A 15,901-nucleotide genomic window follows, 5' to 3' on the forward strand; every position below is an offset into this window, starting at 1 on the left:
CATGGGGTTGCCGGCCAGCGGCCGGCACTACCGGTGGGTGCAAGCCTTGGTTGGCACATGGGGGCCTCGGCGCCAACCAAGGTTGGCGACTACCGGGCATGGGTGGCCCACCCGGGTAGAATGCCCCCATGAAAATCGCCTCGTGGAACGTCAATTCGCTCAATGTCCGCCTGCCGCACCTGGAGCAGTGGCTCAGGGAGTTCGGCCCGGACATCGTCGGCATCCAGGAAACCAAGCTGGAGGACCACAAGTTCCCCGATTCGGCGCTGATCGCCGCAGGCTATCGCAGCGTGTTCGCCGGCCAGAAGACCTACAACGGCGTGGCGCTGCTGTCGCGTGAGCCGGCGCAGGACGTGCAGATCGGCATTCCCGGTTTCGAGGACGAGCAGAAGCGCGTCATCGCCGGCACCTTCGGCGACCTGCGGGTGATCAACCTGTACGTGGTCAACGGCCAGGACATCGGTACCGACAAGTACGACTACAAGCTGCGCTGGCTGGAAGCGGTGCATGCCTGGATCGCCGGAGAACTGCAGCGCCACCCGAAGCTGGTCGTGATGGGCGACTTCAACATCGCCCCGGACGCGCGCGACGTGCACGACCCGGCGGTGTGGAACGACAACCACATCCTGACCTCCACCGCCGAGCGCGGCGCACTCAACAAGCTGCTGCAGCTGGGCCTGCACGATGGCTTCCGCCTGCACAATGACGAGGCGGGCACCTTCAGCTGGTGGGATTACCGTGCCGCCGGCTTCCGCCGCAACCTGGGCCTGCGCATCGACCTGACCCTGGTCTCAGACGCGCTGAAGGGCAGTGCGGTGGCCTCGGGCATCGACCGCGAGCCGCGCACCTGGGAACGCCCGAGTGACCATGCGCCGGCCTGGGTGCAGATCGGTTGAACGAACGGGGCCCGACGATTGCCGGGCCCGTTCTGGAACATCTGCCGGCCAGTGGCCGGCACTACCCTCAGATCACCGTATGCTCTTGCGGGTGAACAGGTTGACGATCGCCAGCAGGATCACCGCACCGATCAGCGAGAACAGGAAGGTGCGGAGGGTGATCGCTTCGTTGATGCCGCCGCCGAACAGCCAGCCGGAAATCAGCGCGCCGACGATGCCGACCACGATGTTGAGGATGATGCCCTGCTGGGCATCGCGCTTCATGATGATGCTGGCCAGCCAGCCTACGATGCCGCCGACGATCAGCCAGATGATGATGCCCATGATCGAACCTCCGGTGGGGAACTGTGACCAGTTGACGCGCAGGGCTGTGAACCCGTCGTGGAATTGCGTGATGGGCGTGTGCGGATGAGCCTGCCAGCCACCCTCGATGGCCCGTGGCGCTTCGGTCCGGTGACGGTCTGGCGGCGCCCGCATGTGCCGGGCCAGCGTGGTGAACCGCAGGCGCGGCAGGTGCTGGCGCAGGCATTGGGCGCCGACCCGCAGACGCTGCCGCTGGTCCGTGATGACAAGGGCCGGCCGGAACTGAGCGGCCCGTTGGCCCACTACGGCACCGGCTGGAGCCACAGCGGCGAGGTGCTGCTGGTGGCGCTGGGCGAAGGCGTGCGGCTGGGCGTGGACCTGGAGCTGCTGCGGCCGCGACCGCGCCTGCTGGAAATCGTGCGGCGCTTCTTCCACCCGCAGGAGGTGGCTTGGCTGGAACGCCTGGATGAGGCCGGGCGCGAGCACTGGTTCTTCCGCGTGTGGTGCGTCAAGGAGGCTATCCTCAAGGCGCATGGGCAGGGCATCTCGTTCGGCCTGCACCGCCTGCAGCTGGCGCCCGGGCCCGATGGCGCCCTGCACCTGCGCTGGTGCGACCCGGAACTGGGCGAGGCCGCGCGCTGGCACCTGCACGAGTGGCAGGCCAGCGGCCAGTTCCGCGCCGCATTGGCCTGGTATCCACACTGAAGCGGGGAATCGGCGCGCAAAACCGGCGATAATGCCGGCATGAGCGAACACCCACTTCCCGCCAGCGTGTCTGCCACGCTGGAACAGGGCCTGGCCAGCATGGGCCTGGACGCCGCGCTGGCGCCGCCGTTGCTGCGCTACCTGGCCCTGCTGCACCGCTGGAACGGCACCTACAACCTCACCGCCATCCGCGACCCGCAGGAGATGGTCACCCGCCACCTGCTCGACTCGCTGGCGATGCAGCCGTTCGTGGCCGACGGCAGCCTGGCCGACCTTGGCACCGGCCCCGGGCTGCCCGGCATCCCGCTGGCGATCGCCTGCCCGGGCCTGCAGGTCACCCTGGTCGAGAGCAACGGCAAGAAGGCGCGCTTCATGCGCGAAGCCGTGCGCCAGCTCGGCCTGGGCAACGCCCGCGTGGCCGAGTCGCGCGCCGAGGCGCTGGACGAGGCCGGCCGCTACGACCAGCTGACCGCGCGCGCGATGGACACCCTGGCCGGCATCGTCCGCGTCGGTGGCCACCTGCTGCGCCCCGGCGGCGTGTTGCTGGCCATGAAGGGCGTCCACCCGCATGAGGAGATCGCGGACCTGCCGGCGGGCTGGCAGGTGCGTGAGGTGACCCCGTTGAGCGTGCCCGGCCTGGCCGGCGAACGCCACCTGGTCACTGTTACAGGCCCCTGATTCCCGCCGCCAGCCCCTTGTGGAACAACGGGTTGGCGATCCACGATTTCCGCAAGGGGCCGGTTGTACGCATAATGACCGGTCCCAGCACACGTCGACGAGGCACACCCGCATGGCCCGCATCATCGCCATCGCCAACCAGAAGGGTGGCGTCGGCAAGACCACGACCGCCGTCAACCTGGCCGCTTCCCTGGCCAACGCACCCAAGCGCGTGCTGTTGGTCGACCTGGATTCGCAGGGCAACGCGACCATGGGCAGTGGCGTGGACAAACGCGAGCTGGCCGCCTCCACCTGTGACCTGCTGCTCGGCGAGAACAGCGCTGCCGATGTACGCGTGCAGACTGCCGAGGGTTACGACCTGCTGCCCGGCAATATCGACCTGACCGCCGCCGAGATCCAGCTGATGGGCCAGAGCGAGCGCGAGCAGCGCCTGAAGCGCGCGCTGGCGCCGATCCGCGACGAGTACGACTACATCCTGATCGACTGCCCGCCGGCGCTGTCGCTGCTGACGCTCAACGCGCTGGCCGCCGCCGACTCGGTGATCGTGCCGATGCAGTGCGAGTACTACGCGCTGGAAGGCCTGAGCGCGCTGGTGGAAACCATCGAAGCGCTGCGCACCAGCCTGAACCCGGCGCTGGAGATCGAAGGCGTGCTGCGCACCATGTTCGACGTGCGCAACAACCTGGCCAACGCAGTGTCGGCCGAGCTCACCGAGCACTTCGGCGACCGCGTGTTCCGCACCATCGTGCCGCGCAACGTGCGCCTGGCCGAGGCACCCAGCCATGGCCAGAGCATCGTCGGCTACGACCGCGCCTCGCGCGGTGGCGTGGCCTACCTGGGCCTGGCCGGCGAGATCATCCGCCGCAACAACGAACGCAACAAGGCCGGCAAGGCCGTGGAGATCGTCTGATGACCAGCAGCAAGCCGGCAGCCAAGAAGCGAGGCCTCGGCCGTGGCCTGGATGCGCTGTTGGGCCCGAAAGGCGCGGTCAGCCAGGTGCAGGCCACCACCGCGGTGATCGAGCCGCTGCCGGGTGAAGTGCTGCGCAAGTTGCCGGTCGGCCAGCTGCAGCCGGGCAAGTACCAGCCGCGCCGCGAGATGGACGAGGGCAAGCTGTCCGAGTTGGCCGACTCGATCAAGTCGCAGGGCGTGATCCAGCCGATCCTGGTGCGCCAGCTGCCGGCAGGCAACTACGAAATCGTCGCCGGTGAACGCCGTTGGCGCGCATCGCAGCTGGCCGGCCTGGACGAAGTGCCGGTGGTGGTGCGCGAGCTGGAAGACCGCACCGTCATCGCGATGGCGCTGATCGAGAACATCCAGCGCGAAGACCTCAATCCGCTGGAAGAAGCCGAGGCGCTGCAGCGCCTGATCAGCGAGTTCACCCTGACCCATGCCGAGGCCGCCGAGGCTGTCGGCCGCTCGCGCGCGGCGGTGTCCAACCTGCTGCGCCTGCTGGAGCTGCCGGTGGCGATCCGCCTGCTGCTGGAAACCCGCCGCCTGGAAATGGGCCACGCCCGCGCGCTGCTGACCCTGGCTCCCGAGCTGGCCGGCAAGCTGGCCCAGGAAGCAGCCGATGAAGGCTGGTCGGTGCGCGAGGTCGAGCGCCGTGCGCAGGCCTTCGCCGCCGGCAAGGTGCCGAGCAACCGCCCGGCGGCCACGCCGAAGGTGCAGCAGGCCGACATCGCCTCGCTGGAAACCGAACTGTCCGAAGCATTGGGCGCCAAGGTGGCGATCAATCATGGCCGCGGTGGCAAGGGCAAGCTGATCATCCACTACACCGACCTGGATACCCTGGACGGCGTGCTGGAAAAGCTGCGCACGCGCCAGGGCTGAGCCCGGCGCAGTGACAGGGGGCGCGGCCCGTTCCTGCCGTGTCCCGCCAATGACAGGGAACGTACCGCCGCGCGCGCCGTGGGAATGCACTGCCTTCCGGTCCGTGGCCTCATCCAGGGAGCAGGACATGAGCAACGAATACGAGGACGTCAGCCCGGACGGCACCCAGATACTGGTACATCGCCGCGAAAAGGACTTCGTGCTCGCCACCGGCGAAGAACGCCACATCGAGGCGATCAGCGCCCACCTCGAACGCCATCTGGGCCCGGTATCCGGTGTCTTCCACGAGATCATCTCCGACCTGGTGCACATCGACGTGCACGTGGTGCCGGCCAATGACCACTGCCCTTACCTGCGCCTGGTCACCTCCGGCATGAGCGACCTGCCGATGACCGTGCCCGCCGAGGTGGACGCGGACGTGCCGCGCTACATGGAACTGATGGTGACCCTGCCGGCGGACTGGCCCATCTCCCAGGACGCCTTCGAGGACGAGCGCAATTACTGGCCGGTGCGCCTGCTGAAGGGCATGGCGCGGTTGCCGCACGAGTACGACACCTGGCTGGGCTTCGGCCACACCATTCCCAACGGCCATCCCAGCGAGCCCTATGCGCCGGGCGTGGGCTTCGACGGTGCCATCGTGCTGACGCCGGTAACCACCCCGGAGGACTTTGCCACGCTGGAACTGGACGACGGCAAGACCATCAGCTTCATGAGCCTGGTCCCGCTGTACCCCGAAGAGATGGACCTGAAGCTGAGGAAGGGCGCCGAGGCGCTGCTCGACCGCTTCGACGCGAAGAAGATCCAGGATGTAATCGAACCCGGCCGCACCAACGTGGCGAAGAAGCGTTTCGGTTTGTTCTGAGACCGGTAACATCAGGGGCCTGAACTTCGTTTCCAGGCCCCTGCCATGACCATCCTGCTCACCGGCGCTGCCGGCTTCATCGGTGCCTACACCGCCCGCGCACTGCTGGAGGCCGGCCAGGCCGTGGTCGGCCTGGACAACTTCAACGATTACTACGACCCGCAGATCAAGCGCGACCGCGTGGCCGCGCTGTGCCCGTCGCTGGACCTGCGCGCGCTGGACCTGACCGACCGCGAGGGCCTGGCTGCGCTGTTCGATGAAGTGCAGCCGACGGCGGTGATCCATCTGGCCGCCCAGGCCGGCGTGCGCTATTCGCTGGAAAACCCGCACGCCTACGTCGACAGCAACCTGGTCGGCTTCGTCAACATGCTCGAACTGTGCCGCCACCGCGGCGTGCAGCACCTGGTGTATGCCTCCAGCAGCTCGGTCTACGGCGATTCGGCCACGCCGCCGTTCTCCGAGGACCAGCGCGTGGACCAGCCGCGCTCGCTGTACGCGGCGACCAAGGCCGCCAACGAGCTGATGGCCTACACCTACGCGCAGCTGTACGGCCTGCATGCCACCGGCCTGCGCTTCTTCACCGTGTATGGCCCGTGGGGCCGGCCGGACATGGCACCGCTGCTGTTCTCGCGTGCGGTGCTGGCCGGGCGGCCGATCGACGTGTTCAACGAAGGCCGCATGCAGCGCGACTTCACACATGTTTCCGACATCGTGTCGGGTATCCTCGGCGCCCTCGCGCATCCGGCCGACGGTCCGGTGCCGCACCGGGTGTTCAACCTCGGCAACCATACGCCGGTCGAGCTGGAGCGCTTCATCAGCGTGATCGAGCAGGCCGCAGGCCGCCCCGCGCAGAAGGTCTACAAGCCCATGCAGCCCGGCGACATGGTGCGCACGATGGCCGATACCCGGCGTGCCCATGACGCATTCGGCTTCGACGCGGTGACCCCGATCGAAGCAGGGCTGCCGCCGGTGGTGCAGTGGTGCCGCGAGTATTTTGGTGATCGCGCCTGAGGACGGATCCTCACGCTGCCGGGTTCATCTTCGGATAATCTCGGCTGCGGAGAATGCGCGGTCTTTGTCCCCCCTTTGGCCGAGTGCCTTATGAGCCAACCCGAGCTTTCCGTTGTCGTCCCGGTGTTCAACGAGCGCGACAATGTCGCCCCGCTGGTCGCCGAAATCACCGCTGCGCTGCGTGGCCGGCTGCCGTTCGAGATCGTCTACATCGACGATCACTCGCGCGATGACACCCTGGCGGTGCTGCAGGGACTGAAGGCGACCACGCCGGAACTGCGGGTACTGCATCACGTGAACCAGAGCGGGCAGAGCACCGCCGTGCGCACCGGCGTCAAGCATGCGCGGGCGCCGTGGATCGCGACCCTGGATGGCGATGGCCAGAACGATCCGGCCGATATCCCCAAGCTGCTGGCCGCGCGCGACGCTGCCGATGCGCAGGTGAAGCTGTTCGCCGGCTGGCGCGTCAACCGCCAGGACAGTGGCAGCAAGCGCTGGGCCAGCCGCTGGGCCAACCGCATCCGCGCCCGCATGCTGCGTGATGACACGCCCGATACCGGCTGTGGCATCAAGCTGTTCGAGCGCAGCGCGTTCCTCGACCTGCCGTACTTCGACCACATGCACCGCTACCTGCCGGCGCTGATGCAGCGCGCCGGCTGGAAGACCACCAGCGTGCCGGTCAACCACCGCCACCGTACCGCTGGCGTGTCCAAGTACAACAACCTCGGCCGCGCGCTGGTCGGCATCCGCGACCTGCGTGGCGTGGCCTGGCTGATCACCCGCAGCAAGCGCACCGCGGTGGAGGAGCGCTGATGGATCTGGAGCTGCATTGGCTCGACCAGCCGCTGACCTGGCTGTACTGGACCGGCCTGCACGTGACCGGCTGGAAGCTGATCGGCTATACCGGCGCGCTGATGTTCGGCGGCCGCTGGCTGGTCCAGTTCGTCGCGTCCAAGCGCGCCGGCAAGCCGGTGATCCCGCGCCTGTTCTGGTACATGAGCGTGCTCGGCAGCCTGATGACGCTGAGCTACTTCCTGTTCTCGGCCAAGCAGGACTCGGTGGGCGTGCTGCAGAACCTGTTCCCGGCGTTCACCGCGCTGTACAGCCTGCACCTGGACATCAAGCACCGCGGCTGGAAGCGAGACAAGGCCAGCCACTGAGGCCCCGGGGTCGGATCCCTTTTCATGGGAAAGGGCTCTGACCCCGTCCGGATCACCCCGTCCGGATCCGCGGCGCATCCACGCATGACGTGGGTCTACTGCGTACCTGGCTACCGTGCCTGGTAGCTGCCAACCTTGGTTGGCACACGGGGAACCCAGCGCCAACCAAGGTTGGCGGCTACCGGGGCCCCGGTCTGCTGCGCAGGCAGGACCTTCGTCCCATGCCACGGGCGATGGGCGGTGCCATGATCGGGGTCTGCCTTCCCGGGAACCTGTGCTCGTGAAAACCCGTCTTGCCGTTGCCCTGCTGATCGCCCTGTCCGCCCCCGCCGTGGCCCTGGCCGCGCCGCCCGCCCCCGCCGCACCGTCCGGCGTGGCCACTGAATCGCCCGCCGACGCCGCCTTCCGCGCGCTGTACGAGAAGGAATGGAAGTGGCGCCAGCAGGGCGGTGGCGAGGCCAGCGAGGACGAGGACGCCCCGGCCAACGCTACCCGCATGCCCGACGTCGGCCCGGCCGCGCAGCAGGCGCGCCTGAAGGTGTGGGATGAGACCCTGGCCGCGCTGAAGAAGATCGACCCGAAGACCCTGTCGGCCGACAACCAGGTCAACTACGCGATCTACCACGACCAGGTGTTCAACCTGGCCGAAGAGACGCGCCTGCGCGGCTACGAGATGCCGTTCAACGCCGATTCCTCGTTCTGGTCCAACCTGTCCTTCATGGCCCGGCGCGAGATGAAGACCGTGCAGGACTACCAGAACTACATCGCACGCCTGAATGATGTACCGCGCTACTTCGGCCAGCAGACCGAGAACATGCGCGCCGGCTTGAAGCGTGGTTTCAGCGTGCCGCGCGCGGTGCTCGATGGCCGCGAAGTGTCCATCGCCACCGTCGCCGAGCTGAAGGACCCGACCGAGTCGCCGCTGTACGCGCCGTTCAAGAAGCTGCCCACCACCATCCCGGCCGCCGAGCAGGCCAGGCTGCAGGCGCAGGCGCGCGCGGCGATCAGCGGCAAGGTGGTGCCGGCGTTCCAGCAGCTGCGCACCTTCTTCGTCAACGAGTACGTGCCACAGGCGCGCACCACCCTGGCCGCCGAAGCGATGCCCGATGGCAAGGCGTACTACCGGCAGCAGATCCACGAATACACCACGCTGGACCTGTCGCCGGACGAGATCCACCGCATCGGCCTGGGCGAGGTCGAGCGCATCCAGAAGGAAATGAACGACATCATCAAGCAGGTGAAGTTCAAGGGCAGCTTTGCCGAGTTCCTGACCTTCCTGCGTACCGATCCGCAGTTCTATGCAAAGACACCGGAAGAGCTGCTGTCGCGTGCCGCGTGGATCTCCAAGCGGGCGGACGGCCAGCTGGGCAAGTACATGACGTTGCCGCGCGCGCGCTTCACCATCGTGCCGGTGCCGCCGGACATCGCACCGTTCTGGACGGCCGGCCGCGGTGGCATGGGCACCTACTGGCTCAACACCTACAACCTGCCGTCGCGCCCGCTGTACAACCTGCCGGCGCTGACCCTGCATGAATCCGATCCGGGCCACTCGCTGCAGGGCGCGATCGCCGCCGAGCAGAAGAACCTGCCGGAGTTCCGCCGCAACGCCTACATCTCCGCCTATGGCGAAGGCTGGGCGCTGTACTGCGAGAAGCTGGGCGTGGAGATGGGCATCTACGAAACCCCGTACGAGGATTTCGGCCGCCTGACCTACGAGATGTGGCGTGCCGCGCGCCTGGTGATCGACACCGGCGTGCACAGCAAGGGCTGGACCCGCGAGCAGGCGTTGGCCTACCTGCGTGACCACACCGCGCTGAGCGAGCATGAAGTGACCACCGAGGTGGACCGCTACATCTCCTGGCCTGGCCAGGCGCTGAGCTACAAGCTGGGCGAGATCGCCATCGTGCGCCTGCGTGCGCAGGCCGAGAAGGAGCTGGGCGACAAGTTCGACATCAAGGGCTTCCACGACACCCTGCTCAAGCAGGGCTCGGTGCCGCTGCCGGTGTTGGAACAGCAGATCCAGGCCTACATCGCCGAGCGCAAGAAGGCCTGACCGTGCGAGGGTAGTGCCGGCCGCTGGCCGGCAACCCGACCCGGTCACGGGGTCGGATCCCTTTCCTGTGGAAAGGGATCCGACCCCCTCTCGCCTCACCCCACCGGCCGCGGCTTGGCCACCCGTGCTGCGAAGGTCGGCAGCACCAGCAGGGTCAGCACGGTGGCGGTGATCAGGCCACCGATCACCACCGTGGCCAGCGGCTTCTGCACCTCCGCACCGGAACCGCTGGCAATCGCCATCGGGATGAAGCCGACGATCGCCACCAGCGCCGTGGTCAGCACCGCGCGGATGCGGCTGGAGGCACCGTTGATCGCCGCCTGCAGCGGCAGGTCGCCGGCGTCCAGGCGTTCGCGGATCGCCTGCATCAGCACCAGGCCGTTCAACGTGGCCACGCCGGAGACGGCGATGAAGCCAACTGCCGCCGATACCGAGAACGGCATGCCTCGCAGCAGCAGCGCGAGGATGCCACCGACCAGCGCCAACGGCACGCAGCTGAACACCAGAATGGCTTCCTTGCCGCTGCGCAGGGCCATGAACAGCAGGCTGCCGATCAGCAGGAACACCACCGGCACCACGGTTGCCAACCGCTTCTCCGCGCGCTGCAGGTTCTCGAACTGACCGCCCCAGGTCAGGTAGGCGCCCGGCGGCAGCGCCACGTCGGCCACTGCAGCCTGCGCCTCGCCGACGAAGCCGCCCAGATCGCGACCGCGCACGTTGGCCTGCACCACCACGCGGCGGCTGCCGTTGTTGCGGCTGATCTGGTTCGGCCCTTCGCTCACGGTAATGCGCGCCACCGACGACAACGGAATCACGAGCCCCGATGGCGTGGCGATCGGCAGCGAGGCCAGCTGGTCCGGATCGTTGCGCGAGGCATCGTCCAGGCGCACCACCACGTTGAAGCGGCGGTCGCCTTCGAAGATCTTGCCGGCCGTGGTACCGCCGATGCCGGTGGACAGCGCATCACTCACATCTGCAGCGCTCAACCCGTACTGTGCCGCCGCCACGTGGTCGATCGCCACGTTGAGCGTGGGCAGGCCGGAGATCTGTTCCACCCGCACGTCGGCCGCGCCATCCACCGCACGCAGCTTCAACGCCACCTGGTCGGCCACCTTCTGCAGCTGGCTGAAGTCATCACCGAAGATCATTACGGCCAGGTCGGTACGCACGCCGGAAATCAGTTCGTTGAAGCGCAGCTCGATCGGCTGGCTGAACTCGAAGCTGTTGCCCAGCTGCTGCCCGGCCAGTTTCTCGAAGCGCGCCACCAGTGCGTCCTTGGCCAGCGTCGGATCGGGCCAGTCCTTGCGTGGCTTCAACACGATCACGCTGTCGGAAATGTTGGTCGGCATTGGGTCGATCGCCGCCTCGGCGGTACCGGTGCGCGAGAACACGGTTTCCACTTCCGGCTGCTTGGCAATCGCCTTTTCCAGCGCCAGCTGCATTGCCAGTGACTGCTCCAGCGAGGTCGATGGCACGCGCAGGGCCTGCATCGCCACGTTGCCTTCATCCAGGGTCGGCATGAACTCGCGGCCCAGCAGCGAGAACGCGCCGATGCCCACCACCACCATCATCACCGCACCGGCCAGCACCGTGCGCGGGTGCGCCACGGCCTTGCGCACCACCGGTTCGATGCGCGCACGCAGCACGCGGATCAGCCTGGTTTCGTGCTCGCCGTCGTCCGCGTGCGCATCGCCGTCCTTCACCTTGGGCTCGCGCACCAGCAGCGCGGCCATCGCCGGCACGAAGGTGAAGGAGAACAGGAAGGCACCGACCAGGGCCAGCATGAACGTGGCCGCCATCGGGTGGAACGTCTTGCCCTCCACGCCCTCCAGCGTGAGGATCGGCGCGAACACCAGCAGGATGATCAGCTGGCCGAAGGCCGCAGGGCGCGCCATCTTAATGGCCGAATCGGCGCCTACGCGCAGGCGTTCCATCGCGGTCAGCGCACGGCCCAGTTCGGCGCGGCGCTGGCCCAGCATCAGCAGTGTCGACTCGACCACGATCACCGCACCGTCCACCAGGATGCCGAAGTCCAGCGCACCCAGGCTCATCAGGTTGCCACTGATGCCGAAGCGGTTCATGCCGATCACTGCGAACAGGAACGACAGCGGAATCACCAGCGCGGTGATCGTTGCCGCACGCAAGTTGCCCAGCAGCAGGAACAGCACCACCACCACCAGCAGCGCGCCCTCGGTGAGGTTCCTGGCGACGGTCTTGATGGTGGAATTGACCAGCACGCTGCGGTCCAGCACCGGTGCCGCCACGATGTCGGCCGGCAGTGACTTGTTTACCTGTTCCAGGCGCGCGGCCGCTGCCTGGGCCACGGTGCGGCTGTTGCCACCGGCAATCATCAGCGCGGTGCCCAGCACGGCTTCATGGCCGTTGCGGCTGGCCGCACCCAGGCGCGGCGCGCGGCTCAGTTCCACCGTGGCCACATCGGCTACGCGTACCACCACGCCATTGCGGGTCGCCACCGGGGCCTGTGCCAGGTCGTCGGTGGTCAGCGCCAGGCCGTCGGCACGTACCACCAGGCCCTCGCCGGCACGCTGTACGAAGCCGGCACCGGCCTGCACGTTGGAACGCTGCAGGGCAGTGACTAGGTCGGCCAGGCCGAGGCCATGCGCGGCCAGTTTGGCGCTGTCCGGATGCACGCCGTATTCCTTGACGTAGCCGCCAACCGTATCGACGCCGGCCAGCCCCGGGCTGGAACGCATCTGCGGCGCGATGATCCAGTCCTGCACGGTGCGCAGGTAGGTCGCACGTTCTTCGGGCGTACGCAGCAGGTTGCCTTCCGGTGTGCGGTAGACCTCGCCGGCCTGCCAGCCCGCTTCATCGGGTTTGGCCAGTTTGGCCGGATCGAACGCGGTGAAGTCCACCGTCCACATCAGCACCTCGCCAAGGCCGGTGGTGACCGGCGACAGCATCGGTGATGCACCATCGGGCAGGTCTTCCGATGCCTCGCGCATGCGTTCGGCCACCTGCTGGCGGGCGAAGTAGATGTCGGTGGCATCGGTGAAGATCGCGGTGACCTGCGAGAAACCATTGCGCGACAGCGAACGCGTGGTGGTCAGGCCGGGGATGCCGGCCAGCGCGGTTTCCAGCGGATAGGTCACCTGCCGCTCGATCTGCTCCGGTGTCAGCGCCGGTGCCACCGTGTTGATCTGTACCTGACGGTTGGTGATGTCCGGCACCGCGTCGATCGGCAGCTTGCCCAGCTGGAACAGGCCCACCGCGGCGATCAGTGCGGCCATGAACACCACCAGCCAGCGGTGGCGCACCGCTGTTTCAATGATCAGCTTGAACATGGTCGCCTCCTCAGTGGCCGTGCTCGGCTTCGCCCTTGGCCAGCTCGGCCTTGAGCAGGAAGGCATTGGCACCGACGATGCGCTCGCTGCCGGTCAGCCCAGCGAGGATCTCGATGCGGTCACCGGCACGGCGCCCGGCCAGCACCGGCTGCGCCTTGAAGCCACCTTCGACGGCGACAAACACCGCGCTGCTGCCATCAACGTTCTGCACTGCATCGGCCGGGACGCTGAGCGAACCGTCCTGGCCTTCGGTGACCACCACGGCCGAGACCGGCGAACCGGCCGGCGGCAGCGACGCATCCACCGGGGTGGCGCGGATCACCGCGACGCCGCCCTGCTGGCGCACATCGGCGGCCGAACCGGTGACGGTGGCGGTGAAGCTGCCACCCGGCACGCTCACTTCCAGCGTCATGCCGGGCGTGACCTGTGCGGCCAGCGCCGGCGGTGCGGTGAACACCAGCTCGTTCATTGTCGGGTCGGCGACATCGGCGACTGCACTGCCGGCGGCGACTACACCGCCCGGAGTGACCTGCACGTTGCCGACGATGCCGGCCACCGGGCTGGTGATGCGCACGCGGCCACTGGCATCGGGCGCACCGTTGGCAGCGGCCTGGGCCTGCGCGGCAGCGGCCTGGGCCTGTGCCGCCAGCGACCGTGCGCGCGAGGCTTCCATCTCCTGGCGGGCGACCACGCCCTGGTCGACCAGCGCCTTGTCGCGACCATAGGCCAGGCGCGCGGCCTCGGCTTCGGCCGAGGCGGCCAGCGCATTGGCGCGGAACACCGCCGCTTCGCCGCTGACCACGATCGCCAGTGCCTGGTTCTGCTTCACCGCGGTGCCCGGTGCGACCAGCACGCGTTCGACGCGGCCGGTCACGGTCGACGCCACCGAGGCGCGTGCACCGACCGACGGTTCGACCCGGCCGGACAGGCGCGTGGAGCTACCGCCACCACGACCGACCGCGACCACTTCGATACCGGACGCCTTGATCTGCTCAGGAGTCAGCTGCACGACACCCTCATCGCCATCGGCGGGCGCCTTTGCGGATTCGGCCTTGGCCTCCTTGCTGTCGGCGGCATGGCCGTGGCCATCGTCGGTGCCGGCCTTGGCCGCAGCCGGGTCTTCATTGGCAGGTGTCTGCGCGTTGCCAGCGCAGCCGGCCAGCAGCGCGGCCAGCAGCACGCCGCCGATCAGCGGGAAAGTACGGGAGAGCGTCATGGGACCTCCACAAAAGGTGCGCGCCCTTCAAGGCGGGCAAGATCGATTTCCGCGGCGACGCGCGACAGGCGCGCATCCACGGCGGTGCCGCGGGCGGCGATGAGGGCGCTGCGCGTGCTGCGCAGTTCCAGCTGCGAGATGCGCCCGGCGTCGAAGCCGATGCGGGCCAGGCGATACGCCTCTTCGGCGGCGACCACGCTTTCATCGGCGGCGCGGGTACGGCTGCCGGCGGCCTTCAAACCGGCCACCGCGGAGAGGCGTGCCGCCTCGCTGTCGCGGCGCTGCTGGTCCAGGCGTGCCTCGGCCGCGCGCTGGTCGGCATTGGCGGCGCGTATGCCCCCGCGGTTGCGGTCGAACAGCGGGATGCTGAGGCTGACCCCGAGGTTGTAGGCGCGCTCGCCCCCCTCGCGGAAGCGGGTCTGCGCGGCAGTGACGCTCAGGTCGGGCAGGGCGCGCTTGCGCTCCACGTCGACCAGCTTGCCCGCCGCATCCGCTTCGGCTTCGGCGATGCGCACCGCCAGCGCGGTATCGGTGGCACCGCGTGGCAACGGCGGCGCGCGGTCGAGCAGGCTGTCGCCGATCGACTGCACCGGCGCATCCAGCAGCGCGGCACCGGCCAGGCGGGCCAGCGCGGCATCGCGGAAGGCCTGCGCCTCATCCAGCGCGGCGCTGGCGTTGGCGACTTCGCTCTGCGCCTGCACGGCGCGCAGCTGCGGCTCGCGGCCCTGCTTGACCATCGCGTTGACCGCGTTGGCGTCAGCGCGGGTGAGGCTCAGTGCTTCTTCGGCCAGGGTGTAGCGGCGCAGTGCACTTTCCGCCTGTGCATAGACCACCGCCAGCTGGCTGGCCACGTCGCTGCGGCTTTGGGCACCACGCAGGTTGGCGGCCTGTGCCTCGGCACGGGCGGCACGGACACGCGCGCTACGCTGGCCCCAGACCTCCAGCGGCTGGGACAGGGTGAGCACGGTATCGGCCTTGCCCATGCCGCCATAGGAGCCGGTGCCCCAGGCGTTTTCGGCGGAGTAAGAGAGGGAAGGGTTGGGCAACGCACGGGCCTGGTCGGCGCGCGCGTCGGCGGCCTCGGCCAGCGCCGCACCGACGCGGGTGCCGGGCAGCTGGTCCAAGCGTTCAAGCAGGGTGTCGTAGGAAGGGGCGGCTTGCGCCATCACCGATGCCGCCGGGGCCAGGCCCAGCAACACGGCGACGACCCGCCCGGCCGCACGCAGCGGCCGACGTGTCAGGGTCGACATGAAGAATTTCCGGAGGTGAGGGGAACCGAAGCCCGCGAATGCGGGACGCGCTCAACTCACGCCCGGGGAGGACGCGTCAGTTCATCCTGGGCGACCGCATAGGTCGCCGCGTCGCCGGCATTCATCCAGCGCGCCGGAAGCGGCGCACCGAAGGCGGCGAAGGTACTGGCCGGCAGGCTCAGATTGGAGTGGTGGCAGTGGTTGTGGCCACAGGCACCGACGTGCTTGCCGTCGGCATCGCCATCGGCATCCGGTGCGGACTCCACATGCACCGTGCTGGCATGCGGTTCCACCGTGCAGGCCAGCGCGTCGGCCACCGGCACGACCACGAATGCCGCCATCAGCAGCATCAGCAGGGTCGAACGGAGGTGGCGGGTGATCCAGCGCATGGACGGCAGGCTAGCAAGCGGTTTTCGCCGGATACAATATCAATGGACGCTTCGGGAATTCGTCGGAATCTCCCGTTCAGCTGGGCCGGGCGCGGGGTCGGATCCCTTTCCTCCGGAAAGGGCTCTGACCCCATCACATCGTTCGGGTGCGCCGCGCACATGTGCTCTGGTAGGTGTCGACCTTGGTCGACACGCTTTTCGACCCCACCGCGTTGCCGGCCAGCGGCCGGCACTACCCGT

General features: G+C 68.2%; 15 protein-coding genes. 10 read left to right on the top strand and 5 right to left on the bottom strand.

Features of this window, described 5'->3' with window-relative positions:
* The first annotated feature begins 128 nt into the window (after positions 1 to 128).
* Complete coding sequence (gene xth, locus J3A72_RS02885; RefSeq protein WP_075075847.1) at positions 129 to 896, top strand: exodeoxyribonuclease III; 768 nt, start codon at positions 129 to 131, stop codon at positions 894 to 896.
* A 72-nt stretch (positions 897 to 968) separates the two neighbouring features.
* Here xth and J3A72_RS02890 read toward each other — a convergent pair whose 3' ends face one another.
* Complete coding sequence (locus J3A72_RS02890; protein WP_014648887.1) at positions 969 to 1,220, bottom strand: GlsB/YeaQ/YmgE family stress response membrane protein; 252 nt, start codon at positions 1,218 to 1,220, stop codon at positions 969 to 971.
* Positions 1,221 to 1,304: 84 nt separating this feature from the next.
* On the opposite strand from J3A72_RS02890, the gene J3A72_RS02895 reads away from it, so the two are divergent.
* The 9 genes from J3A72_RS02895 to J3A72_RS02935 all read left to right on the top strand — a co-directional run bounded on the left by J3A72_RS02895 (position 1,305) and on the right by J3A72_RS02935 (position 9,501).
* Entirely contained in the window at positions 1,305 to 1,904 is a 600-nt protein-coding gene (locus tag J3A72_RS02895; protein ID WP_046433275.1) for a 4'-phosphopantetheinyl transferase superfamily protein, read from the top strand.
* Positions 1,905 to 1,943: 39 nt separating this feature from the next.
* Entirely contained in the window at positions 1,944 to 2,582 is a 639-nt protein-coding gene (rsmG, locus tag J3A72_RS02900) for a 16S rRNA (guanine(527)-N(7))-methyltransferase RsmG (RefSeq protein WP_032957829.1), read from the top strand.
* Positions 2,583 to 2,694: 112 nt separating this feature from the next.
* Positions 2,695 to 3,492 carry a ParA family protein gene (locus tag J3A72_RS02905; RefSeq protein ID WP_014648884.1) on the top strand — a complete coding sequence of 266 codons (798 nt, stop codon included), beginning with the start codon at positions 2,695 to 2,697 and terminating at the stop codon, positions 3,490 to 3,492.
* A complete protein-coding gene (locus J3A72_RS02910; RefSeq protein ID WP_014648883.1) occupies positions 3,492 to 4,415 on the top strand; it encodes a ParB/RepB/Spo0J family partition protein in 924 nt (307 codons plus the stop codon). Before J3A72_RS02905 ends, J3A72_RS02910 begins: the two co-directional genes overlap by 1 nt.
* Positions 4,416 to 4,542: 127 nt before the next feature.
* Positions 4,543 to 5,277: a suppressor of fused domain protein gene (locus J3A72_RS02915; protein ID WP_049442094.1), complete on the top strand. Its 735-nt coding sequence runs from the start codon at positions 4,543 to 4,545 to the stop codon at positions 5,275 to 5,277.
* A 45-nt stretch (positions 5,278 to 5,322) separates the two neighbouring features.
* Complete coding sequence (locus J3A72_RS02920; protein WP_075075846.1) at positions 5,323 to 6,288, top strand: NAD-dependent epimerase/dehydratase family protein; 966 nt, start codon at positions 5,323 to 5,325, stop codon at positions 6,286 to 6,288.
* A gap of 90 nt (positions 6,289 to 6,378) precedes the next feature.
* Positions 6,379 to 7,101 (top strand): glycosyltransferase family 2 protein, encoded by a 723-nt coding sequence (locus tag J3A72_RS02925; RefSeq protein ID WP_049471128.1) that lies wholly within the window; start codon positions 6,379 to 6,381, stop codon positions 7,099 to 7,101.
* Positions 7,101 to 7,448 (top strand): lipid-A-disaccharide synthase N-terminal domain-containing protein, encoded by a 348-nt coding sequence (locus tag J3A72_RS02930; protein ID WP_014648879.1) that lies wholly within the window; start codon positions 7,101 to 7,103, stop codon positions 7,446 to 7,448. Before J3A72_RS02925 ends, J3A72_RS02930 begins: the two co-directional genes overlap by 1 nt.
* Positions 7,449 to 7,728: 280 nt before the next feature.
* Positions 7,729 to 9,501 carry a DUF885 family protein gene (locus tag J3A72_RS02935; RefSeq protein ID WP_075075845.1) on the top strand — a complete coding sequence of 591 codons (1,773 nt, stop codon included), beginning with the start codon at positions 7,729 to 7,731 and terminating at the stop codon, positions 9,499 to 9,501.
* A gap of 95 nt (positions 9,502 to 9,596) precedes the next feature.
* On the opposite strand, the gene J3A72_RS02940 is transcribed toward J3A72_RS02935, so the two are convergent.
* The 4 genes from J3A72_RS02940 to J3A72_RS02955 are packed head-to-tail and all read right to left on the bottom strand — an operon-like array spanning position 9,597 to position 15,661.
* Complete coding sequence (locus tag J3A72_RS02940; protein WP_075075844.1) at positions 9,597 to 12,806, bottom strand: CusA/CzcA family heavy metal efflux RND transporter; 3,210 nt, start codon at positions 12,804 to 12,806, stop codon at positions 9,597 to 9,599.
* Between the two features lie 10 nt (positions 12,807 to 12,816).
* Positions 12,817 to 14,022 carry an efflux RND transporter periplasmic adaptor subunit gene (locus tag J3A72_RS02945; protein WP_032960667.1) on the bottom strand — a complete coding sequence of 402 codons (1,206 nt, stop codon included), beginning with the start codon at positions 14,020 to 14,022 and terminating at the stop codon, positions 12,817 to 12,819.
* Complete coding sequence (locus J3A72_RS02950) at positions 14,019 to 15,272, bottom strand: TolC family protein (protein ID WP_075075842.1); 1,254 nt, start codon at positions 15,270 to 15,272, stop codon at positions 14,019 to 14,021. Before J3A72_RS02950 ends, J3A72_RS02945 begins: the two co-directional genes overlap by 4 nt.
* Before the next feature lie 56 nt (positions 15,273 to 15,328).
* Positions 15,329 to 15,661 carry a hypothetical protein gene (locus J3A72_RS02955; protein WP_014648874.1) on the bottom strand — a complete coding sequence of 111 codons (333 nt, stop codon included), beginning with the start codon at positions 15,659 to 15,661 and terminating at the stop codon, positions 15,329 to 15,331.
* Between the last annotated feature and the right edge of the window lie 240 nt (positions 15,662 to 15,901).

Source organism: Stenotrophomonas sp. PvP093 (assembly GCF_017876915.1).
In the GTDB taxonomy this organism is placed as follows: Bacteria; Pseudomonadota; Gammaproteobacteria; order Xanthomonadales; family Xanthomonadaceae; genus Stenotrophomonas; species Stenotrophomonas muris.